Genomic DNA, 24,589 nt, shown 5'->3' with positions numbered 1-24,589 from the left:
AAACAAACAATTTGTCTTCTTGCTATACTTTTGCACTTAATTTATTGGTTTGGATAGGTTGTTGTATTTTGCTTTAATGTATTTAATCAAATCAGTTGTTTTATTTAGGTGTGCTGGTTTAGAGAGTACATTGTTTTGATAAGTAGCCCATTTAAATGAGGCGTTGAAGATTGCTTTCTAAAATTTTTTTATACTTGGAAATTACAAATTCTAATCCGATACCTTTAACTAAAAAGCTAAAATGAACAAAGATGATGTTGAACTGATTGAGGCTATTAATAAAGCTGATCCATTGCTTTCAAAAGGCTGTATGTCCTGTTCATTGGAAAACCGGAGGAAAGATCGTTCCTCCGGTTATTTTTTGTCTTTTGAAACGAAAGTTTTATACCGCCTGACCTAAGTTTTGATTACTTGCGCAAGGGTGGGTTTTTAGGTATTTCACCGCGGTACTGGATTTTGACCTCTTGGAAAACCGGCGCATTTTTTTTATCGGACTCCATGGCAGTCTCCTTTGCAGGTTGGCCTTTAAGTACAATTCTCGCGGCTTGCGTTCCGTTGTTTTCTTTAGCTTCTGAGACGATGGTGTTAGTGGAACGCACGTTTACTTTTGTTATCGTATTTGGTTCTGCCGACCTTATTTCTGTTACCTTTGCTGATCCAGAAGGTGCAGTTCCTGTTTTTACCGTTACTACGGCATTGGGATCATTCACTTGAACATTTGAATTCAATGAAGTAGTGGCGCTCACATCCGCAGTTCCGATTAACTTGATCCGCTTAGGTTCCTGAAACTTTGCATTTCCGTTTGTATTGTTGCTTTCTACATATACTTCTTCTATTTTAGCTGGAGCGTATGCTGATTCTTCTTTTTTGGCGGCAGCGTTTTTCTTTGGCTTCATTGGCGGTGCCATTTCTTTTTTAGGAGGTCTAGGCCGCATTTCTTCGGCTTTCGGAGCACCGGGCTGTTTAGCTGCAGGGGGTGCTACGGCTGGTTTGGCGGGCTCGGTCTTTTCTGTTTTGACCGGAGTTGTTTTCTGTGCTTCGACATGTGTCGAGAACAGTAGACTAATTGCTGTTGTCAGCAATAGGGTAAGCGCAGGCATCAGCAGGAGCTTACTGCCGGTTGTTCTTTTCTGTAACATAATTAATCGTTTTTTTGTTGTTAAAAAATTAAAATTACTGGCCGGTAATGCGTTTATATCGGGTGAAGACATGCTCCATTGGATGATCAGATGTTGGTAATTCGTGCGTCCATAAACCTGTACAACAGCATCATCTGCCAAGTACTCGTGGTTTTGTCGAATGGCTCTATCGATCAGATAGACGAAGGGGTTGAACCATAATATGACCCGGATAAACTGCATGGCCATCACGTCGATGGAATGCCGTTGATTTACATGTGCCTGTTCATGTGCAATAATGGAAGCGTCAATCTCTCCTCGTATATAGGCTTCATGGGGAACATATATACGTCTGAAGAATGAGAAAGGCGTTTTGAGGCCTTGAATAGTATAAATAGAGGGAATCGCCATAACAGATCCGCGACCAATGTAAGAGCAGAATTTTCTATAATTCAGGACATGTTTGACCAGTAGCAGCGTCGCAATCAACAGATAGATCAGAACAATGGATGTATTCGTGTCCATTATCGGTTCTTGTCGATCTACTAGCGCCGGTGCGCCGGCTGGCTCCATAGTTTCAGGCAGCACAGAAGCCTGATCGGTACCAAAATGAAAGAAATCAGGAATAAAAGATGGCAGGGCAGTTTGTACCAGCGGAGCAAAAAGGGCAACCGGTATAACGGCAAGCAGATAAAACCGATTAAACACCAGGAGTTTTTGCCGTTGCAAAAGAAAGATATATACAAGATACAGTAAGCCCGAACAGGCGATCAATTTTCCCAAATAGATAATCATGTCGCTTTGTTTTTAATTTCCGAATCAATTATTTTTTTCAGCTCTTCCAGTTGCTCCCTGTTCAACTGCGATTGTTTGGTGAAAAAAGAAGCAAATTTTAAAGCCGAATTATCAAAATACGTTTCAACGATATCATTGACGTGAGCGAGATAATAACTATCCTTGTCAAACAAAGGGTAGTACTCTCTTGAATTGCCGTATAGCACATAAGATATGGCGCCTTTTTCAGTCATTCGTTTTAATAACGTCGCAATAGTTGTCGGAGCAGGTTTGGGTTCAGGATAGGCTTCCATAAGATCCTTCATAAAGGCTTTTTTCATGTCCCAGATATACCCCATTAATTGTTCCTCAGTCGCTGATAATTTATTCATACTACAAATATAGAATATATTCTACATTGTGTAGAATTAAAAAGTGTTAAAAATCTATTTTATTGTTTATTTTGTTGATTTTGAGTATTTTATTTGTGTTGTTTGCCGTGGGCAGCCTTTTTTAATGGCAAAAAATTGGCGGGAGAGGACCTAAATATCGCGAAGGCTTTTTTATAATAAAGGCTTCTTTTTAGGATTGGTATTGAAATATTCTTTTTTGAACTGGAACATCTGTGCCATTTTTTGTGCACGCCATTTCGCTTCTTCGGCTTTTTCGCCTTTGTACAGGCGATCTACAGTCGCTTCAAATAACAGAAGCCATTGGTCGAAATGCTTTGCTTCGATCGGTAAGGGAATATGAGGTGGAAATGGGCTACCAAAGTAGGTATGTTCATCCAGAAGGATGGTCTGCCAAAAGCGATACATCTTTTCCAGATGTTGGGCCCATCTGTCCTGGATGCGTTCCTGAAAAATTGGTCCAAGAAGACTGTCCTGACGGACAGTGCCGTAAAACTGATCGACTAATATTTTGATGTCGGCAATGGTCTGGATATCCTGCTTCATGGGAATACGTGTATAGCTTTGTGAAGCGGATACCTTAACTGTAGCTGCCCCACGGTATAATAGGTTAAATTTAAACAGAATAATGGAGAAAAGAATCAGGCTGATGTAAAGAAGCCTGTTAAAAATATTGGATTTTTCTTTTATTGTCAGTAATTTGAATGCACATTTAGGGAAAAACAGATGGGAAAATACACTTTTTTTGTCCTGCTGCTGCTGGGATGCTCCGTCGCGCAGGCACAGATCACCGATATTACGGTCAATAAAGAAAACTTTCAATCGTCGGGCTTTCCGTTTAAAGGCAAACGGGTGTTGCAGGTTGAGCATATTCAGACCGAAAAGGAAGATAATTATATTATTTTTTCAAAAGAGGAACGCGGAGCAGATCCGGATAAACTATACGCGCAGCAATTTCAACGAATCGATGGCATGTGGGTGCCAATAGTAGAAGAGGTTATTCAGGAAGATGGTATTATTACTTCCGTCTGGGAATCCCGAAAAGCTTTTTTTGATGCAGACAAAGACGGAAAACTGGATGCGGTGTTTATTTATTCCAGACATCCGAAGGATAATGTCGAAAAGCAGCTGAGCTGTATTGCCCTGATTTTATACAAAGGACAATTTTACCGTATGCGAGCAGAGGCGGAGGACGGGTACGAGAAAACCACGTATTCGGATAATTATGCTTCTTTGCCCGCGGAAGTGAAAGAAAATGCGGAACGTTACTGGCAAAACCTGGACAAAAGATAATTTAGTATTGTTGGAATTATATCGAACAGGGCTGTCCATTTTTTTGATAGCCCTGTTTTATTGCATAGTCCATATGCTTGCCATCTCGCTTCAAAAGATAAAGACTGCTCAGACTGGTTATTGTAGTAAATAAACTTTTGATCGCTGGGAGTCTTTATTGTATGGATGCCAATAATTGCTTTTCCTCTTCGTCTTGAGTTTTACCGATGACATAACGGGTAATGTTCTGATGTTTGAGCTCGTCAATCGTTCGGATGACGTCTTTCGTCCGTGCTTCTTTGCTCGGTTTGATCAGGACAATCATATCTTTCGTATTGGGTATGGTACTGATCTTCCCTTTGAGCTGTGCGACGACCTGTGCCAATGTTTTTTCTATATCGGCTGGTTTTTCAGATGAAGCAATGGGTTTCTTAAAGTCACCGTGATACCACATAAATTTTCCATCGCCAAGGATCAGGGTTGCTGTCCGGTTTTCATCAATAAAGACCGGACTATCCACATCGTCTTTTGTTTTGTCCGGCATGGCAATATCCATTGCCGCAGGCTTATTTAGGGTTGTCGTCAGCATGAAAAAGGTAATCAGAAGGAAGGCAAGATCTACCATCGCTGTCAGATCCACCTTTGGAGCCATTTTCCGGCTTCTAATTTTTTTCTTTCCGCTTTCCTGTGTTTTTTGGTTTAATTCTGCCATGATGCTTGGTCTTTAGGTTATAACTCTCGTTCATACTCATGAATATGATGCCCAAGAGGGAACTATTCCATAGTTTTTTTGACAAAATAAGCTGTTTTTCCATACGACTTTCTTTATTGTGTTTGATTACAATGGGTTATAATTCGATGGTGCCGGATTTGCGAGCAATTTTGTAATGATATTATCTTTTAGGGTCGATAATTTATCTTCTCCGTTTCCGTTATTTACCAAAAGTACAATACCAGTTTGCTTGGTCGGATAAATATAACATAATGCTGTGAATCCTGCTCCGTCACAACCTGTATGCATAATAAAGGGTAAACCATTTTTTTCCTGATCCTGCATCCAGCAAAGTCCAAGCTTCATGCCATTCTTAGTGGTGAACGTGGTTTGATGGCTGAGGTTGATTACAGAATCATGTTTGTCAAGGTGTAGAATGCGATATTTATATTATGGGATTGCTATTGCGGGAAATGATATAAAAAAGATTAGTAACTTACCAATAAAAAAATATGGATCAGGATAATAGACTTGTCTATACCGATATTGCATCGCCTGTAGGCAACATAAGGCTTGTGGCAACCATGCGTGGTCTTACTGCTGTATTGTGGGAAGCTGAAAATTATACTCGGACAAGATTATCTAAGCCGGATAGAGATGACCATGCGCCATTACTTTTGCTCGCTCAGCGACAGCTTTTAGAGTATTTTGATCGCAAACGTACTATTTTTGACCTGCCGCTGGATATGCAGGGAACTCCCTTTCAACGCAAAGTGTGGGATGCTTTGTTGACCATTCCCTATGGTCACACAAAAAGCTATGGAGATCTGGCGCGTCAGCTGGGTGATATAAAAGCCGTAAGGGCTGTCGGTGGCGCATTGAACAGGAATCCAGTATCTATTATTGTGCCCTGTCATCGGATCATAGGTGGATCGGGTAAACTCGTTGGTTTCGCTGGTGGACTAAAAAATAAATCTATTCTTATTGATCTGGAAATGAAAGATCGGACTCCGAAACTCTTTGATTTGTAGCTTACGGTGCCTGTCCTATTGGGGAATTATGTTTCGCTATAAAAACTCTTTCTGATATTTTCTTAAGTTCTGTTGTTTGGTAAAAAACGTTAGGAAACGAACAGGGATATCGATAAATTAGCTAAGAAAGGGAAATTGATATTTTATTCAAATGAAATATCAAGCATCAGAACATTGCTCTATTCCACCTGTGGAACAAATATTCAATTAGTCGAAATGTGCTGAATACATATTTGTTTCAACTCCGGCCAGCCCGTCTAGTTCCAATACTTACAGAACGGAAAAAGCCTTTCATTGCTGAAAGGCTTTTTATGCGGAGAGTGAGGGATTCGAACCCCCGAACCTGTGACAGTTAACGGTTTTCAAGACCGCCGCATTCGACCACTCTGCCAACTCTCCGCGACAAAAGTAGAAATTCTGAGCAGATTTACAAAACTTATTTTGCATTTTTCTTTGTTTAATATGCTATATGGTTGGTTTGTTATGGGAATATGATTGTATATCAGGTTGTTATTTTTAATAGCTTATTTAGATCATCAAAACTTTTTTTTACATAAATCAGTACTTTCCAGCCGGATAATATCAACGATAAAAAATAGTGGATGAAATTCCTGTTGGGATTTATTTATGATAAAGAATGTGGCTCATTTTTCGACCCCCCGGCAAGCCCTTCTGGTTCGAATCCATATAGAACGGAAAAAGCCTTTCATTGCTGAAAGGCTTTTTATGCGGAGAGTGAGGGATTCGAACCCCCGAACCTGTGACAGTTAACGGTTTTCAAGACCGCCGCATTCGACCACTCTGCCAACTCTCCGCGACAAAAGTAGAAATTCTGTATAGATTTGCAAAACTTATTTTTGCAATGATGTCTTATGGTTTGAAAATGAGCTAGATTATTTTCAAAATACTACGCCGGAATAATCTCGTGGCAGTGTTTTTTTATATTAGCCGCGATTTTGTCAATCGGTAGGTCGTCCTGGTCTATGCCAAAAGGCTCCTCGATGGACTCCCCGATTAATTCCAGTGAAGCGAGTACATATAGGATGAACGGAACGGCAATAACCACAAAGTATCCGATCGAGAAAACGTAGCCTACAGGTAGTGTCATCGTATAAAAGATAATGAACTTCTTAATAAATGCACTGTAGGCTAAGGGAATTGGTGTATTTTTAATCCGCTCACATGCGCCACAGACATTGGTCATCGACACAATCTCCTCGTTGAGTATAATCAATTGATCTCCGCTGACTATACGCTCCTTATAGAGCTGGTTTATCTTCTGAAAAATCATATTGGAAACCTGATTTGGACCATGCTTTTTGCTATCCAATGATTTCAGCTCAGGATGTTCATTTTCATCCAGCATAAACTTGGTATAGTCAGACCGTAAAAAGTCATATAAGGTCTCAGCAAAAAGCGGGATACTTTTTCGGAAGAAGCTGCGATTGACCTTGTCGTCTTCATCAAGAATTGCATTGAGCTTATAGGCAAAAGCCCGGCTGACATTAGTCAATGTACCCCATTGTTTGCGCGCCTCCCACCAACGGTCATAAGCGGTGTTGGTTCTAAATACCAACAATAAGGAGATAACGAAACCTAAGAGATTATGGACAATGGTAATATTTTTGACCCAACTCCTTTCGCTTAATTTGAGATATTCCAATTCAAGGTAAGCGATGGCCCAAGAGTAGACAGCGATTAAAATAAGAAAGGGTAGCAGCTTCTTGAAGGTGTCTGATTTATGTAATTTGAAAGTTGCTGACAGCCAATCTTTAGGGTTGTATACGATCATATACAAAAATATAAATTGTTACGAAAACTTTGCGAGTTAATTGTGATTCCCGTAACTTCATCATCATATGGCGCAACAGCAATCAAAACAAACAAAAACCAGCAGAAAGAAGCGGGAGCCTCGAGAGAACAGATGGATCTGGATGATCGCAGGGATGCTTATGTTTCTCTTATGTCTTGTTGCATGGCACTATAAAGCTGGGATTATGTATTACTTCCGCGTGGCGACATCAAAAAATAAGGCGTTAACGAAGGAAGCTAAATATGATATCCGTAATATCGAAATCATGAGTAAGCATGATGATAAGGTGTTTGGCATTGATGTTTCGACTTATCAGGAAGATATAGATTGGCAGAAAGTGAATACGATAAACGATCAATTTCCAATAGATTTCGTATTTATCCGTGCGACAATGGGGGAGAAGGGGATAGACGATAAATTTAGCCGGAATTGGTCCAAAATACAAAATCGTGCAATCTTAAGGGGGGCATATCATTACTTTCGACCAAATGAAAATTCGGTAAAGCAAGCCAAAAATTTCATCCGTAAGGTAAAGCTTCATCCGGGGGATCTTCCGCCGGTACTGGATATCGAGGAACATCCGAAGCAACAGTCCATGGATAGCCTTAAAGTAGGATTGAAACGTTGGCTCGAAGAGGTGGAAGTGCATTATAAAGTCAAGCCCATCCTGTATTCCGGAGATAAATTCTACAGTGATTTTTTAGAGAAAGAATTCGCGAACTATACCCTATGGATCGCGAACTATAATTTTTGGATCGAAAATCCAAAAGAGCATTGGGCATTTTGGCAATTTTCGGAAAAAGGAACAGTAAACGGTATCCGTGGAAATGTCGATCTGAATATCTACAACGGAAAAATAACGGAATTGGAAAAATTGCTTATTCCCTTTAAATAATAAATAAGATGAACAACAGAGTTTTAATAACCACGCTTATATGGGGTATCTTGACATGCAATAGTACTCTGCCCGCTCAAACAAAATCACATTCGGGACAGGGGGAACTCCAATACACTGTAACAGGCTTACCTGTACTTTCCCTGAAGCAATTTAAAAAATTACGTGCTCAGGCTGATGTGGTTGTTTTGGATACGCGATCTGCTGATGAGTTCTTAAAAGAATTTATTCCCGGAGCGATCAACATTGGTTTTAAAGGTCCATTTGATACCTTTTTGGCAGAAGTCATTCCGGATAGAAATCAAAAGCTTTTGCTTGTGGTAGAACCGCAGGATCTTACGGCAGTGGGGGAACGTCTGGTACAACTGGGGTATACTGCGGCGATTGGTGTATTGGAGGGAGGCATGAAGCGATGGAAAGCGCGAGAATCAGTAGATTCGGTTGTTAACTTTACAGCACAGAAATTTGGAGAAAGATCAGATCCAGGTCATATTGTGGACGTACGTACGGAGAAAGAATTTGATAAAGGACATATTGACAATGCAATGAACATTCCGTTGTCGGATTTCGCTAATTTTGGGGAAACGCTGGAAAAAGATGGTACACAATTGTATGTGCATTGTCAATCGGGCTATCGCAGTGCGGTCGCCGTGTCTATCTTGCGTGCAAAAGGATTTAAAAATGTGTGCAATATTCAGGGTGGATATAAAGCATTGAAAGATGAAATAAAGGAGAATTAATAATGGCAACTTTTGACCAGATTATTCAATCAAATTCGCTGGTTTTAGTGGATTTTTTTGCGACGTGGTGCGGTCCATGCCAGACGATGGCGCCGGTATTACAGGATGTAAAAGAATTTTATCAGGAGGATCTTTCCATCATAAAGATAGATGTGGATAAAAATCCGAAAATCGCTTCCATTTATAAAGTAAGTGGTGTGCCTACATTTATCTTATTTAAAAATGGTCAACAACTGTGGCGCCAAAGCGGGATGATCCCCAAAATGGAATTGCATAAGCTGATAGACCAGGCGAAGTAAATTGGTGGGCTTAAAAAAAATAAGGCGTTCAATCAAATTGAACGCCTTATTTTTTTTAATGATTCTCTGGTTTTAATAGGTAGTGTTATATCGCACTAAATATTAAAATTCATCATCATCATCGAAGTCATCCAATCCTTCAATTTCAGGAATTTCGAAATCATCGTTATCGAAATCATCATCATCGTCATCAGGTCCATTGAAAGATGCGAATTTTACTTCTTCAAGATCTTCGGTAGCTAATATTGCCGTGTTCATAAAATAATACTTTATTGTTTCTTATTCAATGTTGTAAAATTAGAGAAGAAAACTATTTTTTAAAACTTTTTTTTAAAAAAATATTGACCTTTATTTTTCTGTTAATCAGTATGTTGAATTGTTTTTTAAAAATAAAAATTTATTTTATTTTATTTACTCATTTGTTTCGCCAATTGCATTGTCTTCTGTGACGATATCTTTTAGCTGCGGAAGATCGCGAACGCCATTGATTCCGAAATGATCCATAAATTGTTGGCTGGTTGCATACAACAATGGTTTACCAATTGTATCGGCTTTTCCGGCTATTTTGATCAGTTTCTTTTCTAAAAGTCTCTGAATAGAATAATCACAGCTTACCCCTCTGATCTGTTCGATCTCGAGCTTTGTAATCGGCTGTCTGTAGGCGATGATGGCAAGTGTTTCCAGCGCCGACTGACTGAGCTTACGTTTGTTGTTGTGATTTTGCAATTGCTGTATTGCCTCATGATAAACTGCTTTGGTCAAAAACTGGTAAGCATTATTGATATACCGCAATTCGAGAACATGCTCTTCATCCTGATATTTATCTTCGATCTTTTTAATCAGTTCACGCAGTTCCTCTTTGGATAATTCAATGGCCAGGGCCTCCTGCAAGATTTGTTTGATATCCGCAAGATCTATTCCTTCCGCAGAAGCAAAAATAATTGCTTCAATATTTCTGATAACGTCTTTCAATGTAGGGTATTAATAGTTAATGACTTGCTCGACCATGTGGGCAGGCAGTTCTCTGAAATCATATTTCTGTGTTCTCAGCTGTGGGGCAAAGCCTGCTTCTAAAATCGCTTCCTGTATAGATTTAGAAGTGAATCGATGGGGAGCACCAGCTGCCGAAACAACATTTTCTTCAATCATGATGGATCCAAAATCATTGGCTCCGGCATGCAGGCACAACTGCGCTGTACGTTTTCCAACTGTGAGCCAAGAAGCCTGAATATTTTTAATATTGGGCAGCATAATTCGGCTCAAGGCAATCATGCGGATATATTCTTCTCCCGTCACATCATTGGTAATGCCACGTAGTCTTTTCAATAGCGTACCGTCATCTTGAAAAGGCCAGGGAATAAAAGCAATAAAGCCATACGAATCCTGCGGTTTTTCATCTTGTACTTCTCTGATCCAGACCAAATGCTCAAATCGCTCTTCAATGGTTTCGATATGGCCAAACATCATTGTCGCAGAAGTAGGCAAATTGATCTTATGCGCTGCACGCATCACATCAAGCCATTCTTTACCACCACATTTTCCTTTGGATATCAAACGCCGGACCCGGTCATTGAGAATCTCTGCTCCAGCTCCGGGCAACGAATCTAACCCGGCCTCTTTCAACTGCGTCAAGACGTCGATATGACTCATATTCTCTAACTTGGAAATATGTGCGATTTCTGGGGGACCGAGTGAATGTAGTTTTAGGTTAGGGTAAAGCTCCTTTAATTGTCTATATAAATTTTTGTAAAATTCAATCCCCAAATCAGGATGGTGACCGCCCTGTAACAGGAGTTGATCTCCGCCATATTTAAAGGTCTCTTCGATCTTTTGTTTGTAGCTCTCGATATCGGTGATGTAACTGTCTTCGTGACCCGGACGACGGAAAAAGTTGCAAAATTTGCAGTTTGCAACACAGACGTTGGTCGTATTGACATTCCTGTCGATCTGCCAGGTTACCTTGCCGTGTGGTACTTGTATCTTACGCAATTCATTGGCTACGAAAGTCAAATCAGCTGTCGGTGCATTTTTATATAAAAAAACACCTTCTTCCTTGGAAAGGAACTCAAATCGGAGCGCCCGTTCTAATAAACTACTTACATTCATCAAAACAAATATAAGTACCTTTTAGCGTATTTAAATGCATTTGGCGAATATTTGACATTCAGGCTTGATATTGAGGAGAAACCGGATCAAAGGAAACCCGTGGGATTTTTTTGTAACAAAAGTATAACACTAAGACTTAGTGTATTAATTACAGTAACTTGATTTATAGTGATTTGTAATTTAATTAAGATTTTTCTTTTTTTTTACATTTATTATTCTTTACATTTATTTAACAGATTTTAACATTTCTGCGAATAACCAAACTAAAGAAAAAAATGATAACCAAAGGGCTCGCTGCCGGTAGCAATGCATATTGTTTCCGCTGGAGTAGAATGACCAACAACTTAACAACCAATATCAACTAAAAACAAACATAGAAATAAACATAAATTTTTTTAAACCACCTATTTATAAAATTATGATGAAAAAAACGGACCAAAAACGCTGTTTTGATCTCATATTGGGCCAAAAGTTCAATAAGAGTTTTCTGCTGATGAGTTCTCTTCTCATAGCAGGAGGAATGACCGCTCAGGTTTCAGCCAATGGAGTAGTTGCCCATGGCAGAATTGAAGTCGTTTCGTTAACGAAACCCAAAGGGTTACAAGAAATCCCCATTAAAGGTGTGGTGAAGGATGCCACTACAGGCCAAGCTATCACGGGTGTTTCCGTTAAGGTCAAGGGCACCAACAAAGGGACATCAACAGATGCAGACGGTGTATTTACGATCCAGGGAAAGGTCGGAGACGTATTGGTCGTAAGCTACATCGGTTACTCGAGCTCCGAAATTACAGTCACGGGAAAGGCTGATTTGACAATTTCCTTAAATTCTTCAGAGGATGCATTAGAAGAAGTCGTTGTGACAGGTTATTCGACGCAACGCAAGAAGGATCTGACGGGATCTGTTGCAGTCGTCAATACCGACCAATTGAAAACTACGCCGGCAGCGAGTGCCGTGGAGTCTCTGCAAGGTCGTGCCACGGGGGTTCAAGTAGTGACTGATGGTGCTCCGGGTTCTACACCGCAGATTAAAATCCGGGGTTATAGTACCATTAATAATAACGAACCGCTTTATGTGATCGATGGGGTTCCATTTGAAGGAAAATTAAGCTGGCTGAATCAGAATGATATTGAAACGATGCAGGTGCTGAAAGATGCTTCGGCGGCTTCAATCTACGGTTCGCGTGCAAATAACGGTGTCGTTATCATTACAACAAAATCTGGCAAATCTGGCAAACCTCAGATCAATTTTGATGCTTATTACGGCGTTCAGGTGCCTAATAGTGGCCGTTTCCCAAAAATGTTAAGTCCACAGCAGATTTATGACTTAAATGGTAATAAAGATCCGCTACCAGATTATTTGTTGGCTGGCGCAGTATCAGGCAACAAAGTGACACCTGCGGATGCCGATATGTCCAAATATAACTATGCGGACAACAAAGAAGAATTTTATCAAATTACCAAAGCAAATAAAGCCGGAACAGACTGGTTTAAAGAATTGAGCCAGAACGCGCCCACACAGTCTTATCAATTAAATACTGTAGGCGGTGGCGAAAATGCTTCTTATGCGGTTTCCGGGGGATATTTGGGCCAAAAAGGAACCGTAATCCATACAGGATTCGAACGCTTTAATGTACGTTCAAATACGAATTTTTCCGCTTTTAATAAAAAATTGCGTTTCGGTGAAAATATGCAATATAGTATGACTAAAGGGCATGGTATCGGTGTGAATACAAATACGGCTGGCGATTATATTGGTGAAGGTAGTGCGATCGGATTTGCCTATCGGATCAAAAATATTATTCCGGTATATGATGAAGGCGGTAATTTCGCGGGTTCTAGAGGCGGCTGGGGAAATGGCGAGAATCCTGTAGCTATTGCTTACCGCGCGAAAGATAATGTGAACAAAAGCAATTTCTTCTTCGGGAACGCTTTTGGAGAGTATGACGTATTAAAAGGATTAACATTTAGAACAAGCTTTGGTATCAAATATGAGAATTATTACAATTTAAGTTATACCTATCCAAATCTGGAGTTTACCGAGGGTAGCGCAAACAGTGCATCATCAGAAACCTCTGGTTATAATACGGAATGGACCTGGACAAATACCTTGAACTATAAGGCTAACTTTAATGACGCCCATAGCTTAAATGTGTTATTGGGAACGGAAGCTATTGATAATACTTATCGTCAGGTTCAAGGAAATGGAAATGGCTACTTCATTACAAATACTACAGATTTCTTTTATGTGAGCCAGGCTTCCAAAAATTCGGCAGCAAGTGAAGGTGCTTTAGGATCGTTGTTCTCCATTTTTGGAAAAGTAGATTATTCCTATAAAGATCGCTATATCTTAAGTGGAACAGTCAGAAGGGACGGCTCGTCAAACTTTGGTTCTAAGAATAAGTATGGTACTTTTCCTGGGGTAAGTGGGGCTTGGCGGATATCCCAAGAGGAATTTATGAAAAATGTAAGTTGGTTAAATGACTTGAAACTGAGAGCAGGTTACGGTATTACAGGTAACCAGCGCATTCCATCTTACCAATATTTAAAGCGTTATGCGACTTCTATTAATTCGGCTTCTTATCCAATAAATAATGAATTAGTAAGCGGTCTGTGGGTCAGTGATTATCAAAACGAGAATGTAAAATGGGAACAGGTTGCTTCCTTAAACCTAGGATTGGACTTCTCGATTTTGGGAGGTAAAATTGATGGTGCTTTTGACTGGTATAATAAGAAAACTTCAGACATGTTATTTGCATTGCCATTGCCTGCAACAGCTGTTGGCCGGGCGGCCTCGCCTTATGTGAATATTGGCGATATGCAAAATAAAGGGGTGGAGTTCTCGTTGAATTATCACCATAAACAAACTGACCCGAACAAATTCAACTTCGATATTGGAGCAAACATCTCCAGAAACAAAAATACAATTGTTGGTTTGGCACCAGGTATCAATGATGTGGTATACGGTGCTTTCCGAAGTATGGAAACCTCGGTTTTGAGAACAGGGCAACCTTTTGGAGCATTCTATGGATTCAAAGTAGCAGGAATTTATCAAAACGAAGCTGAACTGACACAATACCCTTCTTACGAAAAAGCCCGTGTTGGAGGTTTTAGATTTGAAGATGTGAATGGTGATGGTATCATTGACGCAAAAGATAATACCGTTATCGGAAGCCCACATCCGGATTTCACGTATTCGCTTAATTTCAATGCCAATTACAAAAACTTCGATATCATGATGTATTTCTATGGCTCTAAGGGAAATGAGAACTATGAAGCAACACGTTACTTTACGGATTTTGGCGTGTTTGATGGTCAAAAGAGCGTACGCGTATTGGATGCTTGGAGTCCAAGCAATACATCAAGTCTAATTCCATCGCAAACGAAAGAAGAGGTGTCGGCCAATGAGTATGCATCTTCTAGCTATTTCGTACAGGATGCGAGCTTCTTTAAAATGAAAAACTTACAGATCGGTTATAATTTCTCTACAGATAAACTCTTTGGCGCAAATACAGGTGTGAAAAGATTAAGGGCTTATGTCGGAGTAACAAATCTATTCACCATCACAAAATACGAAGGTCTTGATCCGGAAGTATCGGCAACACCATCGGATTATCCAGCATTGGGCGTTGATTTCGGGGTTTATCCGCAGGCTAGGCAATATATGTTGGGCGTAAGTTTAGGTTTTTAACGAAATTATAAAGCAATTAAAATGAAAAAGAGAACTATTCTATTATACAGTTTGTTAGGACTGACAACTTTAGGCATGTTTGGATGCGGTAAAGGGTTTTTGGAAAAGAATCCCCAAGGGGAATTGATTGAAGAGCAGATCGAGGGAAAGAAAGGGGTGGAAGCGACCTTGATTGGTGCCTATGCAATTATGAACGGTAATATAAATGGGACCTGGGGGAACTATGGTTCGGCGCCAAGTCAGTGGATTTTCGGCGAAATAACTTCCGACAATGCCCACAAGGGATCGGTAATCACCGATCAGCCGAATATGAACATGATCGAATCTTTTACCACCATTTCCTCAAACGACAACTTGAGCACCATGTGGCAGGTGTATTATGAAGGTGTACTTCGTGCAAACACGACTCTTCGCTTGTTGACGCAAGATCAAAGTGGCAGCAAAACGATTAAAGCCGAACGTGCGAAGGAAATCGAAGGTGAAGCGAAATTGTTGCGTGCTCACTATTACTTTTTCTTGTGGCGGGTTTTTAAAAATATTCCTTATGTAGATGAAAATACAAACATCGAAGATGCGAAAGTGATCAAAAATGATAAGGATGTGCAACCGATGATCGAAAGCGATCTAAAGGCTGCCGTGGCGAACCTACCAGATAGCAAGATCAATGGGGAAGGTGGACGAATGGATCAACGCACCGCAAAAGCATATCTGGGAAAATTATACCTTTATCAGAAAAAGTATGCTGAGGCTTTGGTTTTATTTAAGGAGGTCATTGGCAGTCGGGACATCACAACAATGCCTTTTCAGGATAATTATGATGTGAATAAGGAAAATGGACCGGAAGCGCTTTTGGTGGCCAAGCACGCCATAAATCCTGATGGAGGTGGCGATAATGCCAATGTGGGCGATATGCTGAGCGGATTGAATGGAACTAATCCTGTTGGTTGCTGTGGTTTCTATCAGCCTTCAATTGATCTTGTTAACGCTTATAAGGTAGATGCAAATGGGCTTCCGATGTTGGATGACTCCTATCGTACAAATCCTTATACATCTGATATCCTCTTGACAGACAAAGCCGCGATAGCGAATTATAAATTGGATGTGAATTTAAGATTTGATCCACGTCTTGATTATACCGTTGGCCGCCGGGGTGTGAACTTCCTGGATTATGGCGAGTTTCCTGGCGACGCATGGTTGCGCCCTGAAGAAGGTAGCCGCCCGCATGGTGGTCCGTTTACGGGTATTAAAACAATGATTCCAAAAAGTCAACATGCTGCCCATACACAAGCAGGTGCGGCTTATGTGACCGATTTGGATGTAAATATCATGCGTTTGGCCGATGTAATTCTGATGGCTGCGGAATGTGAGGTTGAACTAGGAAATCTCCCAAATGCTTTAAAATATGTTAATTCTATTCGGCTACGCGCAGCAAAATTGCCCATAAAGACTACCGGAGGCGGAGTCGCAGCAGCGAAATATGAGGTTAAGCCCTATCTAGCATTCACAAGCCCTGACCAGGCGCGTAAAGCTGTCCGATTTGAAAGAAGACTGGAACTTGCCATGGAAGGTCATCGTTTCTTTGACTTGGTACGCTGGGGTATAGCAAAAGACGTTATTGCAAATTACGCAAAATTTGAAGGTGGCATACTCCCTGTCTTTAAGAGCAAAGCTTACGCGGATAAAAACGCTTATTTCCCAATTCCACAGGAGGAAATCAATAAAAGCAATGGTAGCCTCACACAAAATCAGGGCTACTAATAACTGATGTAAGAAATGCAAAAGGAGGAGTGAATTTCCTCCTTTTGCCGTTTTAAATGATTTGTATCTGAATTTTGGCAATAGGAGAAAAGGAGTTGTTGCTCTTTTTTGTATGTTTGAACCAATGAAAAAATTCTTGCGCACGATATTGCTGCTTTGGCTTGTCCCATTCTCTACCCTTATTGTAAAGTCCCAGAATTTTGAAGACGTCTACCGGATGCTTCAGGAATCCAAAATATTGAATGACCATTTTTATGGATTTTCATTGTATGATTTAACGGCAAATAAGTTTGTCATGGACGTCAATGGCAATAAGCATTTTACACCGGCTTCGAATACTAAAATGTATACGACCTATGCCGCACTGGAACTTTTGGGAGACTCCATACCCGGTTTGGAGTATGTCGAACGCGGCGATTCTTTACTGATCTGGGGAACAGGAGATCCGACTTTTTTGCATAATCGGTTGGATACACGGGTGGTCTATAATTTTTTGAAAAGAACAAATAAGACCATCTATGTCGTGCCCGGTACAATGAAGAATAAGTTCTACGCCCACGGTTGGGCAATGGAGGATTTTGAAGCCTACTATCAGCCTGAGATAAGTACCTTTCCGATCTTTGGAAATGTGGTTACCTTTCGTCAAAAGGGATACAATCGTTTAAATACTTCTCCGGGAAGTTTTCAAAAGGATCTGGATGTTTTGCCTGAACCTAAACCGGGTGACTTTGAACTTTCACGCTCGTTTCGGAGCAATATCTTCTGGATGTCAAAGCGGCCCGTTCCAAATGATTACGTCAATGAGGTGCCTTTTATCTATTCCGATAGTTTATTTGTGAAATTGCTGTCGGATACACTGGGAAGAAAAGTAAATCTCATAGCTTATAAAAAGCCGAATAATACAAAAATATTGTATTCAGGAGAAACCAAAAATCTCATACGTGAAATGATGCTGCCAAGTGATAATTTTATCGCTGAACAATTTTTAATGATGTGCTCCTGGAAACAATTTGGCCAGTTCGATACCTATCTTGTACGGGATTGGATGAAAAATAAGGTCTATTCTTTTTTTTCAAATGAAGTCGCGATTTTCGATGGTTCGGGCCTGTCTTCTTATAATAAAGTCACCCCCCAGAATAATGTGGATCTGCTGGTGCTTTTGAAAAATAAGATCCCAGATGAGCAGGTACGTTTTCGGTTGTTTCCTGCTGGCGGGGTGGATGGTACATTGAAACGGACCTATAGTAAGGATCAAGGGGAACCATTTGTTTTCGCGAAAACCGGAACAATCACCTCAGTGTATAATCAGAGCGGTTATCTGATCACTCGGTCCGGTAGACGGCTTGCTTTTTCTTTTATGAACAATAATTATATTGATGATCGCGCAACTGTAATTCGTAAGGAAATGGCTAAAATAATTACTTATATTCGTCAAACTTATTAAGCCAATTTAAATGGAAGCAATTGCAAAAAACAATAAAAAACTGATTCGTTCTTGGGCGATGTTTGATTGGGCCAATTCCGCTTACAACCTCGTGATTACCTCAACCATTTTTCCTGTATACTATACGGCAATAACAACGACAAAAGAACATGGTGATGTCGTTAAATTTTTTGGTGTTGAGATTGTCAATACGGCACTTTCCAATTTTGCACTGGCTGCGGCTTACTTGCTGATGTCCTTTTCTTTGCCTTTTATATCATCTTATGCTGATGCGAAGGGGTTAAAGAAACAGATCATGAAGTTCTTTACCTACGTTGGTGCAATCGCATGTATGTGTCTGTTTTTCTTTAAACTGGAAACCTTGGAGATCGGAATTATCTGTTTCGCTTTGGCCGCAATGGGCTATATTGGTGGTGTTTTGTTTAATAATTCATACCTGCCACTGTTAGCGACGGTAGATCAACAGGACCGTGTGAGCGCACAGGGTTTTGCTTTTGGCTATATCGGATGTGTGACTTTACAGATTCTTTGTTTTATTGTGGTCCTGAAACCGGAATGGTTTGGGATTACCGATCCATCGCTGCCAGCCCGGATATCTTTTCTGATGGTGGGACTGTGGTGGTTGGGATTCTCTATGATCCCATTTAAATATTTGCCTAAAATTGATGCGACGGGCAATAATATTGGGAAAAGCTTTGTACAGAACGTACGGGACGAATTTAGCCACGTGATCCAAAAAATTAAAGGTATCCCTGAAATTAAACAGTTTTTGCCCGCTTTTTTCTTCTATGCGATCGGGGTGCAGACGCTGATGATTGTCGCTTCATCATTTGGTGAAAAAATTCTTCACCTTGGTGCTGAGCGGCTCATTGCAACAATTCTTTTAATCCAGCTTGTTGCAATTTTAGGGGCATTTTTGATGTCCTATTTATCGAAGCTTTTTGGAAATATTAAGGTGCTGATCGTTGTTGTTATGATCTGGATCGCAATCTGTATTGCCGCATTTTATCTGTCTACTCCGATGCAATTTTATATTATTGCCGCATTGGTCGGTCTGGTTATGGGTGGGATACAGTCCTTATCGAGATCAACGTATTCTAAACTGATTCCAACGGATATTAAGGACACGACGGCCTTTTTCTCATTTTATGACGTTACAGAAAAAGTGGCAATCGTCATCGGTCTGTTCTCCTTTGGCCTGATTGAACAGATCACACACAATATTCGTTATTCTGCACTGGTACTTTCTTTATTTTTTGTAATTGGATTGTTACTTTTGGTGCGGATATTAATATCCAATAAATCTTAATTTTATTGATTGAATTAAATATGAAAGTAGAACTTTTTGTTCCTTGTTTTATAGATCAGCTATATCCGGAGACCGCTTTTAATACGATCCGTTTATTGGAAAAAGTAGGCTGTGAGGTGCATTATAACCCCGATCAGACCTGCTGTGGGCAGCCGGCCTACAATGCTGGTTTTTGGGATGATGCAAAGCAGGTAGGAAAGAAGTTTTTAGAAGATTTTTCGGGCGATCATGTCATTATTTCCCCTTCGGCTTCCTGTACCGGTATGGTCAGAAATAGTTATAGCGACCTGTTCGCGAATTCGGCCGATTCTCACCAATGTCATAAAATACAACAACAGGTCATGGAGATTTCCGATTTTTTGGTCAATGTGCTGAAAAAGGATTATTTTGGAGCTGAGTTGGAGGGGATTGGGGTATATCATGACTCTTGTTCGGCCCTGCGTGAATGCAAGATCAAGGATGAACCCCGGAAGTTGCTGAGCAAGGTTCTGGGATTGGAAATGCTGGAGGTAAAGGACAGTGAAACCTGTTGCGGTTTTGGTGGAAGTTTTGCTGTTAAGTTTGAAGGGATATCGGCCGCCATGGCGGAACAAAAAGTCAGGAATGCCATGGCATTGAATGCTGACTATATTATTTCGACGGATTCGTCCTGCTTGTTGCAGTTACAAGCTTATATTGATAAACATAAATTACCTATCCAGACCATGCACCTTGTGGATGTACTGACCACTGGCTGGGGAAATATATAAATAACACACTTTAAATCTAAACACATGAATTCTAGAAGAGATTTTCTTAAAAACCTTGCATTAGCCTCTGCCGGTATAGCATTGGCGCCATCGCTGGAGAGTTTTGCCGCAGCAAAGAAAGATTGGTTTGACATTTCCCTGGCGCAATGGTCACTGCATAAAACCTTGTTTAAAGGTGATCTGAATAATTTAGATTTTCCGGTTGTAGCAGCAAAAAAATATGGTATCTATGGGGTAGAGTACGTCAATCAATTCTTTAAAGACAAGGCTAATGATAACAATTACCTAACTGAACTGAATATGCGTGCAAAAGATAATGGCGTGCGAAACGTCTTGATCATGGTTGATGGTGAGGGAAATTTAGGTGATGAAGATGAGACCAAAAGAAAACAAGCCGTACAAAACCATTACAAATGGATTTCAGCAGCTAACTTCTTGGGCTGTCACGCCATTCGTGTAAATGCTGCCGGCAAGGGAACTCCCGATGAGGTCAGCAAACGTGTGGTGGAAAGCTTGACAGCGTTGTCTGATATCGGAAAGAAAGCAGGTATTAGTATCATCGTGGAAAATCATGGTGGTATTTCTTCACATGGTGATTGGTTGGCCAAAACTTTAAAAGCCGTAGGAAGTAAATATTGCGGAAGCTTACCTGATTTGGGTAATTTCTATGAATACGATCGTTACCAGGGTGTGACTGACTTGATGCCTTATGCGCATGGGGTAAGTGCCAAAACACATGATTTTGATGCCAATGGTAATGAAACCCAAATTGATTATGAACGCATGCTGAAGATCGTGAAAAAGGCAAAATTCAAAGGATATGTAGGCATTGAATATGAAGGAAGCAAATTAAGTGAAGAGGAAGGAATCTTCGCAACTAAAAAATTATTGGAGCGCTTGCGTCCATTGATCTAATATAACAAGACATACACAAAGTTCTTTTCATGCGATTGAAAAGAACTTTGCTTTTAACAAGGGTCTTTCCCTCAAACGGATAGATCGTTTTAAATTGAATATAGATTTTTGTCCATATTTAACTTGCAAACTGATTCGCTTGTCGGATGTGTTGTAACAGCCCAGTGAATATGGTGTAACTTGGTTGGCTAAAAATGGATACGCTGAAATCGCACTACCTGATATTGAAAAATAACGATTAGAAAACATGAATTTTGAAAAAGATGCTGTTCTGGAATCTCATTTAAATAAAGTGGGCGCTGAACAAGTGTTGGTGAAAGGGCATCCTGCAGGATTATTTGTCTTGTTTTTTACTGAAATGTGGGAACGTTTTAGTTATTACGGCATGCGTGCACTATTGGTGAATTTTTTGGTTTCCACCATTGCTCAACATGGCTGGGGCTGGACAAATTCGGAAGCAATGAAACTGTATGGCCTATACACAGGTATGGTATTTTTAACGCCTTTGTTTGGTGGAATTATTGCGGATCGGTTGACCGGCTATAAAAAGTCCATTATGGTAGGCGCGATCATCATGACCCTCGGCCATATTTCGATGGCTATGGAGGGATTCAACAAAAATTTCTTTCTCGCGGGATTGGTACTTATCGTTCTGGGAAATGGTCTGTTCAAACCCAATATTTCGTCGATGGTGGGTAAACTTTATCCCGATAGGGGTGGGAAAAAAGATGCCGGATATACGATCTTCTACATGGGGATCAACGGTGGTGCTTTCCTGGGAATGATGCTGTGCGGTTATATTGGGGAAAAAATAGGCTGGCATTATGGTTTTGGACTTGCTGGAATATTTATGTTTTTGGGGATGTTGCAGTTTTACTTTGCACAACGAATTTTTGGAAAAATAGGTGATACACCGGAGAAAGAAAATACTGTTTCGGAGGAGATAAATCCTGAGGATGAACATCCAAAACATATTGTACGTGACCGGCTGTTGGTCATTGCTATTTTTATGTTTTCAAGTATTGTATTCCATTTGGCTTTTGAACAAGCTGGGGGCTCAATGACCATATTTGCCAAAAACTACACCCAGCGTGTATTGAGCGGCGGGGCTGCTACCATTTTTAAGTGGGCAGATTTTGCCTTAACAATCGTGCCTATTGTTGTCATTACTGGAGTACTGTTGGTACTGGCTAAGAAAATAATTCGTAAATATCCTTTAATTATACTCTTCTCCAGCATTTCATTTGTGATTATCTGGTCTTTGTGCCTATGGAAAATCTATCGCGAATACTATGGTATGAATTCGGAAGTGACCGTGTCCTGGTTTCCTATGCTCAATTCTTTCTTTATCATTACACTGGCGACTTCTTTTAGCAAGATTTGGGAACGCGTCTGGAATCCTTCCGGACCGATTAAGTTTGCCATGGGCTTGACTTTGGTGGGCATTGGATTTGCTGCCTTGTCCATGGGGAGCGCTGAGATTCCAACAGGAGCGAAGACAGCTTCGGTCAGTATGATCTGGTTGGTGCTGGCCTACTTTTTCCATACCGTTGGTGAGCTGTGCATTGGCCCTGTGGGCTTGTCTTATGTAAGTAAATTGTCACCAAAGAAATTCCTGGGACTGCTATTTGGCTTTTGGTTTTGTGCCAATGCCATCGCTAATTTTATCGGTGGGTTTATCGGTTCTTACATTGATAAAATAACCGAATCACATTCCATGTCATTTTTCTTTGCGGTGTTTACGGTCATACCCATGATAGCGGCTGTATTTCTGCTGCTTGGTAATAAAAAAATAAAAAAGATGATGCATGGAATTGACTAATTCATAGAAAAATAGTGTATCTTCATGCGATTTTTATCAAATTAAAAACAAAACCTGAGTTATAAAACAATTATTGAAATTATATGAATCAAGAAAAAGATCAAGTTCTTGTAGCACATCTGGCCAAGCAGGGGATAGATGACAAGATGGTAAATGGGCATCCTGCCGGACTATTTGTGCTATTCTTTACCGAGATGTGGGAGCGTTTTAGCTATTATGGTATGCGTGCGCTGTTGGTTAATTTTCTCATCTCGACCATCGCACAACATGGATGGCAATGGACGAATGCAGAGGCGATGAAACTATACGGATTGTATACATTTGCTGTTTATCTCACACCCCTTTTTGGCGGAATGATTGCGGACCGGTTGACAGGATATAAAAAGGCGATTTTAATAGGCGCTTTGATCATGACCCTAGGGCATGCATCCATGGCGCTGGAAGGCGCTTCGAAGGGTTTCTTTTTTCTTGGTCTTATTTTGATGATTTTAGGTAACGGTATGTTTAAACCGAATATATCATCGATGGTAGGTAAACTATACCCTGATACAAGTCCGAAGAAGGATGCAGGCTATACGATCTTCTACATGGGGATCAATGGTGGAGCATTTCTGGGGATGCTTCTTTGTGGTTATATCGGTGAGAAAATCGGTTGGCATTATGGCTTTGGACTCGCGGGTGTATTTATGTTTTTTGGAATGATTCAGTTCTATTTTGGCCAGCGTATTTTTGGAATTATAGGTGAATCACCTAAAGTAATTCAGGCGGATCATGACAAGAAAGTACATGCGCACGAAGAAAGTGAAGAAGAGACGCCGGCGCATATCGTCCGTGATCGTCTGATCGTTGTGGCAGTTCTAATGATCGCTAGTATCGTGTTTTTCTTGGCTTTTGAGCAGGCCGGAGGATCCATGACAATCTTTGCCAAGGATTATACACAACGGCTGCTGAGCGGCAGTATGGCTTCGGGTTTTCGCTGGCTGGATGCTGCCCTGACTATATTTCCTATTGTGGTGATTACGGGAGTACTCGTTTCGTTGGCGCGAAAAATTTATTCGAAATATCCCTCGACAATAATTTTTACAGGAATTTCATTTGCTATTATCTGGGTCCTTTGTATCTGGAAAGTACACCGTGAATTTACAGCCGTAAACACTGAGGTGACCGTTTCTTGGTTCCAAATTTTAAATTCATTCTTTATCATTACCCTTGCATCAAGCTTTAGTAAGTTCTGGGAAAAAGTGTGGAACCCATCTGGACCGATTAAATTTGCTTTGGGATTGATCTTGGTCGGTATTGGTTTTGCGGCACTATCTTACGGTAGCCTCTCTATCCCTCAGGGAGCTAAGACTGCTTCCGTAAGTATGATTTGGTTGATATTGGCGTATTTCTTCCATACCAGCGGCGAATTGTGCCTGTCGCCTGTGGGACTTTCTTATGTGAGTAAATTGTCTCCTAAGAAGTTTTTGGGACTGCTATTTGGCTTCTGGTTTTGTGCATCTGCCATCGCAAATCTTATTGGTGGATTTCTAGGTGCATATATCGACAAAATTACAGAGACTCATTCAATGTCTTATTTCTTCGGAATTTTTACAATTGTACCCTGTATTGCTGCATTGATTTTGATCGTGTTGAATCCGATCTTGAAAAAGATGATGCACGGCATTAACTAATACTGTCATAATATAGTAACGACAAAGGGCTGATCATAACTGATCGGCCCTTTGTCGTTAG

23 protein-coding genes and 2 tRNA genes are annotated in these 24,589 nt (G+C 40.5%); 14 read left to right on the top strand and 11 right to left on the bottom strand.

All coding sequences use genetic code 11. The features are described from left to right. Positions 1 to 241: 241 nt before the first annotated feature. Entirely contained in the window at positions 242 to 400 is a 159-nt protein-coding gene (locus tag HMAT_RS27140; RefSeq protein WP_158656166.1) for a hypothetical protein, read from the top strand. A 7-nt stretch (positions 401 to 407) separates the two neighbouring features. Here HMAT_RS27140 and HMAT_RS26705 read toward each other — a convergent pair whose 3' ends face one another. The 3 genes from HMAT_RS26705 to HMAT_RS26695 form a co-directional block, all read right to left on the bottom strand. Beyond that, positions 408 to 1,913, bottom strand: a complete 1,506-nt coding sequence (locus HMAT_RS26705) for a M56 family metallopeptidase (RefSeq protein ID WP_104385878.1) — start codon at positions 1,911 to 1,913, stop codon at positions 408 to 410. Beyond that, complete coding sequence (locus tag HMAT_RS26700) at positions 1,910 to 2,284, bottom strand: BlaI/MecI/CopY family transcriptional regulator (RefSeq protein WP_104385877.1); 375 nt, start codon at positions 2,282 to 2,284, stop codon at positions 1,910 to 1,912. Before HMAT_RS26700 ends, HMAT_RS26705 begins: the two co-directional genes overlap by 4 nt. Positions 2,285 to 2,455: 171 nt before the next feature. Continuing rightward, complete coding sequence (locus tag HMAT_RS26695; RefSeq protein WP_104385876.1) at positions 2,456 to 2,848, bottom strand: group III truncated hemoglobin; 393 nt, start codon at positions 2,846 to 2,848, stop codon at positions 2,456 to 2,458. A gap of 180 nt (positions 2,849 to 3,028) precedes the next feature. Here HMAT_RS26695 and HMAT_RS26690 point away from each other — a divergent pair, with 180 nt between their 5' ends. After that, positions 3,029 to 3,595, top strand: a complete 567-nt coding sequence (locus tag HMAT_RS26690) for a hypothetical protein (protein WP_104385875.1) — start codon at positions 3,029 to 3,031, stop codon at positions 3,593 to 3,595. A gap of 154 nt (positions 3,596 to 3,749) precedes the next feature. Here the strand turns inward: HMAT_RS26690 and HMAT_RS26685 are convergent, their stop codons facing one another. Together HMAT_RS26685 and HMAT_RS26680 are read right to left on the bottom strand one after the other, a co-directional pair. Continuing rightward, complete coding sequence (locus HMAT_RS26685) at positions 3,750 to 4,286, bottom strand: biopolymer transporter ExbD (protein WP_104385874.1); 537 nt, start codon at positions 4,284 to 4,286, stop codon at positions 3,750 to 3,752. Positions 4,287 to 4,412: 126 nt separating this feature from the next. Continuing rightward, on the bottom strand, positions 4,413 to 4,652 hold the full coding sequence (locus HMAT_RS26680; protein WP_158656164.1) for a hypothetical protein: 240 nt from the start codon (positions 4,650 to 4,652) through the stop codon (positions 4,413 to 4,415). 146 nt (positions 4,653 to 4,798) lie between these two features. Here HMAT_RS26680 and HMAT_RS26675 point away from each other — a divergent pair, with 146 nt between their 5' ends. Continuing rightward, on the top strand, positions 4,799 to 5,317 hold the full coding sequence (locus tag HMAT_RS26675; RefSeq protein ID WP_104385872.1) for a methylated-DNA--[protein]-cysteine S-methyltransferase: 519 nt from the start codon (positions 4,799 to 4,801) through the stop codon (positions 5,315 to 5,317). 314 nt (positions 5,318 to 5,631) lie between these two features. Here HMAT_RS26675 and HMAT_RS26670 read toward each other — a convergent pair. The 3 genes from HMAT_RS26670 to HMAT_RS26660 all read right to left on the bottom strand — a co-directional run bounded on the left by HMAT_RS26670 (position 5,632) and on the right by HMAT_RS26660 (position 7,109). Continuing rightward, positions 5,632 to 5,716: transfer RNA gene (locus HMAT_RS26670), tRNA-Ser, on the bottom strand. Positions 5,717 to 6,046: 330 nt separating this feature from the next. Further along, a tRNA-Ser gene (locus tag HMAT_RS26665) sits at positions 6,047 to 6,131 on the bottom strand. 93 nt (positions 6,132 to 6,224) lie between these two features. Further along, on the bottom strand, positions 6,225 to 7,109 hold the full coding sequence (locus HMAT_RS26660; protein WP_104385871.1) for a bestrophin family protein: 885 nt from the start codon (positions 7,107 to 7,109) through the stop codon (positions 6,225 to 6,227). A 67-nt stretch (positions 7,110 to 7,176) separates the two neighbouring features. On the opposite strand from HMAT_RS26660, the gene HMAT_RS26655 reads away from it, so the two are divergent. The 3 genes from HMAT_RS26655 to trxA are packed head-to-tail and all read left to right on the top strand — an operon-like array spanning position 7,177 to position 9,064. Then, on the top strand, positions 7,177 to 8,025 hold the full coding sequence (locus tag HMAT_RS26655; protein ID WP_104385870.1) for a glycoside hydrolase family 25 protein: 849 nt from the start codon (positions 7,177 to 7,179) through the stop codon (positions 8,023 to 8,025). Between the two features lie 8 nt (positions 8,026 to 8,033). Beyond that, on the top strand, positions 8,034 to 8,765 hold the full coding sequence (locus tag HMAT_RS26650) for a rhodanese-like domain-containing protein (RefSeq protein ID WP_104385869.1): 732 nt from the start codon (positions 8,034 to 8,036) through the stop codon (positions 8,763 to 8,765). A gap of 2 nt (positions 8,766 to 8,767) precedes the next feature. Beyond that, the gene (gene trxA / locus HMAT_RS26645; RefSeq protein WP_104385868.1) at positions 8,768 to 9,064 is read left to right on the top strand and encodes a thioredoxin; all 297 of its coding nucleotides are present in this window, start codon (positions 8,768 to 8,770) and stop codon (positions 9,062 to 9,064) included. A 102-nt stretch (positions 9,065 to 9,166) separates the two neighbouring features. On the opposite strand, the gene HMAT_RS27305 is transcribed toward trxA, so the two are convergent. The 3 genes from HMAT_RS27305 to mqnC form a co-directional block, all read right to left on the bottom strand. Further along, on the bottom strand, positions 9,167 to 9,322 hold the full coding sequence (locus HMAT_RS27305; RefSeq protein ID WP_172395758.1) for a hypothetical protein: 156 nt from the start codon (positions 9,320 to 9,322) through the stop codon (positions 9,167 to 9,169). A gap of 153 nt (positions 9,323 to 9,475) precedes the next feature. Then, positions 9,476 to 10,036, bottom strand: coding sequence for an SMC-Scp complex subunit ScpB (gene scpB, locus HMAT_RS26640; protein WP_104385867.1), 561 nt, complete (start codon positions 10,034 to 10,036; stop codon positions 9,476 to 9,478). A gap of 9 nt (positions 10,037 to 10,045) precedes the next feature. Beyond that, positions 10,046 to 11,170 (bottom strand): cyclic dehypoxanthinyl futalosine synthase, encoded by a 1,125-nt coding sequence (gene mqnC, locus HMAT_RS26635; protein WP_104385866.1) that lies wholly within the window; start codon positions 11,168 to 11,170, stop codon positions 10,046 to 10,048. Between the two features lie 418 nt (positions 11,171 to 11,588). On the opposite strand from mqnC, the gene HMAT_RS26630 reads away from it, so the two are divergent. From HMAT_RS26630 to HMAT_RS26595, 8 genes are all read left to right on the top strand, one after another. After that, on the top strand, positions 11,589 to 14,858 hold the full coding sequence (locus tag HMAT_RS26630) for a TonB-dependent receptor (RefSeq protein WP_233789620.1): 3,270 nt from the start codon (positions 11,589 to 11,591) through the stop codon (positions 14,856 to 14,858). A 21-nt stretch (positions 14,859 to 14,879) separates the two neighbouring features. Next, the gene (locus HMAT_RS26625; protein WP_104385865.1) at positions 14,880 to 16,616 is read left to right on the top strand and encodes a RagB/SusD family nutrient uptake outer membrane protein; all 1,737 of its coding nucleotides are present in this window, start codon (positions 14,880 to 14,882) and stop codon (positions 16,614 to 16,616) included. 124 nt (positions 16,617 to 16,740) lie between these two features. Further along, complete coding sequence (locus tag HMAT_RS26620) at positions 16,741 to 18,060, top strand: D-alanyl-D-alanine carboxypeptidase/D-alanyl-D-alanine-endopeptidase (RefSeq protein ID WP_233789618.1); 1,320 nt, start codon at positions 16,741 to 16,743, stop codon at positions 18,058 to 18,060. A gap of 10 nt (positions 18,061 to 18,070) precedes the next feature. Next, on the top strand, positions 18,071 to 19,369 hold the full coding sequence (locus HMAT_RS26615) for an MFS transporter (protein WP_104385863.1): 1,299 nt from the start codon (positions 18,071 to 18,073) through the stop codon (positions 19,367 to 19,369). Positions 19,370 to 19,389: 20 nt separating this feature from the next. Then, positions 19,390 to 20,118 (top strand): (Fe-S)-binding protein, encoded by a 729-nt coding sequence (locus HMAT_RS26610; protein WP_104385862.1) that lies wholly within the window; start codon positions 19,390 to 19,392, stop codon positions 20,116 to 20,118. Between the two features lie 24 nt (positions 20,119 to 20,142). Then, positions 20,143 to 21,033, top strand: a complete 891-nt coding sequence (locus HMAT_RS26605; protein WP_104385861.1) for a TIM barrel protein — start codon at positions 20,143 to 20,145, stop codon at positions 21,031 to 21,033. A 247-nt stretch (positions 21,034 to 21,280) separates the two neighbouring features. Beyond that, positions 21,281 to 22,855, top strand: a complete 1,575-nt coding sequence (locus tag HMAT_RS26600) for a peptide MFS transporter (RefSeq protein WP_104385860.1) — start codon at positions 21,281 to 21,283, stop codon at positions 22,853 to 22,855. A gap of 83 nt (positions 22,856 to 22,938) precedes the next feature. Next, positions 22,939 to 24,528, top strand: a complete 1,590-nt coding sequence (locus HMAT_RS26595; RefSeq protein ID WP_104385859.1) for a peptide MFS transporter — start codon at positions 22,939 to 22,941, stop codon at positions 24,526 to 24,528. Positions 24,529 to 24,589 lie beyond the last annotated feature (61 nt).

The organism is Sphingobacterium sp. HMA12 (genome assembly GCF_002933815.1).
Classification (GTDB): domain Bacteria; phylum Bacteroidota; class Bacteroidia; order Sphingobacteriales; family Sphingobacteriaceae; genus Sphingobacterium.
Note: the sequence above shows the minus strand (reverse complement) of the source record. Positions and strands in the feature narration are given on the sequence as shown.

Coding starts and splice junctions, on each gene's coding strand:
- HMAT_RS27140 (WP_158656166.1), top strand. CDS start 242: ATGAACAAAGATGATGTTGAACTGATTGAGGCTATTAATAAAGCTGAT.
- HMAT_RS26705 (WP_104385878.1), bottom strand. CDS start 1,913: ATGATTATCTATTTGGGAAAATTGATCGCCTGTTCGGGCTTACTGTAT.
- HMAT_RS26700 (WP_104385877.1), bottom strand. CDS start 2,284: ATGAATAAATTATCAGCGACTGAGGAACAATTAATGGGGTATATCTGG.
- HMAT_RS26695 (WP_104385876.1), bottom strand. CDS start 2,848: ATGAAGCAGGATATCCAGACCATTGCCGACATCAAAATATTAGTCGAT.
- HMAT_RS26690 (WP_104385875.1), top strand. CDS start 3,029: ATGGGAAAATACACTTTTTTTGTCCTGCTGCTGCTGGGATGCTCCGTC.
- HMAT_RS26685 (WP_104385874.1), bottom strand. CDS start 4,286: ATGGCAGAATTAAACCAAAAAACACAGGAAAGCGGAAAGAAAAAAATT.
- HMAT_RS26680 (WP_158656164.1), bottom strand. CDS start 4,652: ATGAAGCTTGGACTTTGCTGGATGCAGGATCAGGAAAAAAATGGTTTA.
- HMAT_RS26675 (WP_104385872.1), top strand. CDS start 4,799: ATGGATCAGGATAATAGACTTGTCTATACCGATATTGCATCGCCTGTA.
- HMAT_RS26660 (WP_104385871.1), bottom strand. CDS start 7,109: ATGATCGTATACAACCCTAAAGATTGGCTGTCAGCAACTTTCAAATTA.
- HMAT_RS26655 (WP_104385870.1), top strand. CDS start 7,177: ATGGCGCAACAGCAATCAAAACAAACAAAAACCAGCAGAAAGAAGCGG.
- HMAT_RS26650 (WP_104385869.1), top strand. CDS start 8,034: ATGAACAACAGAGTTTTAATAACCACGCTTATATGGGGTATCTTGACA.
- trxA (WP_104385868.1), top strand. CDS start 8,768: ATGGCAACTTTTGACCAGATTATTCAATCAAATTCGCTGGTTTTAGTG.
- HMAT_RS27305 (WP_172395758.1), bottom strand. CDS start 9,322: ATGAACACGGCAATATTAGCTACCGAAGATCTTGAAGAAGTAAAATTC.
- mqnC (WP_104385866.1), bottom strand. CDS start 11,170: ATGAATGTAAGTAGTTTATTAGAACGGGCGCTCCGATTTGAGTTCCTT.
- HMAT_RS26630 (WP_233789620.1), top strand. CDS start 11,589: ATGATGAAAAAAACGGACCAAAAACGCTGTTTTGATCTCATATTGGGC.
- HMAT_RS26625 (WP_104385865.1), top strand. CDS start 14,880: ATGAAAAAGAGAACTATTCTATTATACAGTTTGTTAGGACTGACAACT.
- HMAT_RS26620 (WP_233789618.1), top strand. CDS start 16,741: ATGAAAAAATTCTTGCGCACGATATTGCTGCTTTGGCTTGTCCCATTC.
- HMAT_RS26615 (WP_104385863.1), top strand. CDS start 18,071: ATGGAAGCAATTGCAAAAAACAATAAAAAACTGATTCGTTCTTGGGCG.
- HMAT_RS26610 (WP_104385862.1), top strand. CDS start 19,390: ATGAAAGTAGAACTTTTTGTTCCTTGTTTTATAGATCAGCTATATCCG.
- HMAT_RS26605 (WP_104385861.1), top strand. CDS start 20,143: ATGAATTCTAGAAGAGATTTTCTTAAAAACCTTGCATTAGCCTCTGCC.
- HMAT_RS26600 (WP_104385860.1), top strand. CDS start 21,281: ATGAATTTTGAAAAAGATGCTGTTCTGGAATCTCATTTAAATAAAGTG.
- HMAT_RS26595 (WP_104385859.1), top strand. CDS start 22,939: ATGAATCAAGAAAAAGATCAAGTTCTTGTAGCACATCTGGCCAAGCAG.